Source organism: Acidimicrobiia bacterium (genome assembly GCA_036396535.1).
GTDB lineage: Bacteria > Actinomycetota > Acidimicrobiia > Spongiisociales > UBA5794 > DASWKR01.
In genome coordinates this window covers 1-2,110 of the sequence record DASWKR010000038.1, presented here as the reverse complement: position 1 = coordinate 2,110, position 2,110 = coordinate 1, and the positions used below count along the sequence as shown (strand labels likewise).

3 protein-coding genes and 2 riboswitches are annotated in these 2,110 nt (G+C 68.5%); of the genes, 1 reads left to right on the top strand and 2 read right to left on the bottom strand.

The window, feature by feature from the left end:
• Window position 1 precedes the first annotated feature (1 nt).
• A complete protein-coding gene (locus VGC47_07030) occupies window positions 2-904 on the bottom strand; it encodes a hypothetical protein (protein ID HEX9855049.1) in 903 nt (300 codons plus the stop codon).
• A gap of 58 nt (window positions 905-962) precedes the next feature.
• Window positions 963-1,113, bottom strand: a riboswitch (cyclic di-AMP (ydaO/yuaA leader).
• Between the two features lie 63 nt (window positions 1,114-1,176).
• Window positions 1,177-1,425: an RNA-binding protein gene (locus tag VGC47_07025; GenBank protein HEX9855048.1), complete on the bottom strand. Its 249-nt coding sequence runs from the start codon at window positions 1,423-1,425 to the stop codon at window positions 1,177-1,179.
• Window positions 1,426-1,651: 226 nt separating this feature from the next.
• Window positions 1,652-1,746: riboswitch (SAM riboswitch) on the top strand.
• Between the two features lie 173 nt (window positions 1,747-1,919).
• On the opposite strand from VGC47_07025, the gene VGC47_07020 reads away from it, so the two are divergent.
• Window positions 1,920-2,110: PLP-dependent transferase (locus tag VGC47_07020; GenBank protein HEX9855047.1), on the top strand; the 191-nt coding region annotated here is incomplete at its 3' end.

Sequence of the window (2,110 nt, the reverse complement as noted above, 5' to 3'; positions counted from 1 at the left end):
CTCAGGAGCGGAGGGCCTCCCCCACGAGGCGCCCGTCGTCGTCGACGATGGGGATGGGGGAGTCTCCGAAGAAGGCGGCCACGTCTGCCAGGGCGTCGACGCTGTCGATGAGCTGCACCGTCGGCGCCGGAATGACGTGGTCCCCGATCATGCCCGAGGGGTCGGCAGCGAGGCGGGCCCTGCTCACCACGCCGACCAGCACGCCCCCATCGACGACGGGGGCCATCTCGTCCACCATGAGCGGAGGGCCGTCGGCGGCGTTCATGTGCGGCGACAGCCACAACGTCGGTTCGCGGACGACGTGGAACACGCGGCGCGGAGCGTTGCGCACGACGACCGAGCCGCCCGGCGTCTTGGCCCGCAGCCTGGCGCCTGCGCCGAACATCTGGCGTTGGAACCAGTTGCCACCGGGGGCACCGAGCACGAGGAGCGTCCCGTCCGGCGCCTCTTCGAGCATGGCGACGGGGTCGGAGGTGGCCGCCACCCTCCACAACGTCCCCGGCCGATCCTCGGCGAGTCGAACGAGCCGCCTCTCGGCGTCGTCGGCTTCCGAGTCGAGGGCGGCCGCCACCAGCTCGACCTTCACGCCGAGCTCCGCTCCGAGCTGCACGGCGACATCCGCCGCGAAACGTGAGTGCGGTCCGGTCCCGACCGCCGCCAGCACGTGATCCACCGCCTCGTGGTCGAAGTCGATCGGGACGCACACGGGCACGAGGTCGAAGGAGCTGAGCCGCGAGGTGACCAGGATGTCGGCCTTCGCCTCGACCACGGCTTCCGGGAGGTTCCCGGCGACCTCGATCGGCTCCGGAGCGAGCAGCCTGGCGAGACCTCCGTTGGCTGCACCTCTCGTGTGGAGCACGCGAGGCACGACGAGCTCGTCGCCTGCGACCATCCACGGCGCCACGTCATCACCTCCGCGCAACGGCCGAGCCGCCACATCGAGAGGAGCCGGATCGCCCGGCGATCACCCTCCTCACGCCTGCGGGGTCAGCTGACGGGCTCGGGCAGGAAGGTTGCCCTACCGGGCCGGGCGCAGAAGCGCTCGACCGGGATTCGCCCCATTGGTATGGGTCCCCCGCTCCGGCGACGCGCCGGACTCGGCAACGCCGATCTTACGCAGCAGCCGGAGCAAGTGGTGGGGACTCGTGCGGACGCGCCCTCGTGGACGCCAGGTCGTCAGCGCCGCTCGCGCGGCCTCGCCTGATTGACGGTGATGTTGCGACCCTTGAAGTCGGCACCGTTGAGGCGCTCGATCGCCTCGGTTGCCGCCGCGTCGGGCATCTCGACGAAGCCGAACCCGCGGGAGCGGCCGGTCTCGCGGTCTGTGATGACCGCCGCCGATGTCACTTCGCCGACCTCGCCGAACAGCGTCTCGAGGTCCGCCTGGGTGACTGTGAATGGGAGGTTCCCTACGAAGAGGTTCATCCACTCTCTCTCTTTCCTGCGACAGCCACCGCGGCTGTCTCCTGTGCTCGGGATCGACTGCCGTGTTCAGCCCGGCACGGGGTCGTACAACGGGAGAGATGCGAGTCGCCGCCGAAGCAGCGCAGTCAGCATAGCCGACCGCCGACTGTCGACCACAAGGACGGTGGCGGTGCCCGCCGTCTTGACGGCCGTCGCCGGTCCTGGTGTACTGCCCCGAGCGACAACGCGCTCATCCAGAGCGGTGGAGGGACAGGCCCGTTGAAGCCGCGGCAACCAACGAACTTCGGTTCGGCACAGGTGCCAATGCCTGATCGATGAGACGTCTCCGGTTCGGTTCATCGGGTCGAGGCGCTCACGAGCGCACGAGATCCCGGAGGAACATGACATCGCACACCATCCGCGGCGTTCTCATCGCCGCACTTGCGTCGAGCCACGACTCCGGTCACGTCCACCTCGCACCCATCACCGCTTGAGATATATCCAGGGAGACATCCATGACAGATTTCAGATACGAGACCCTCCAGGTCCACGCCGGGCAGCAGCCGGCGCCGGGAACCAACGCCCGGGCCGTTCCGATCTACCAGACCACTTCGTACACGTTCAACGATACCGGGCATGCCGCGCGACTCTTCGGGTTGCAGGAGTTCGGGAATATCTACACCCGCATCATGAACCCGACCACCGA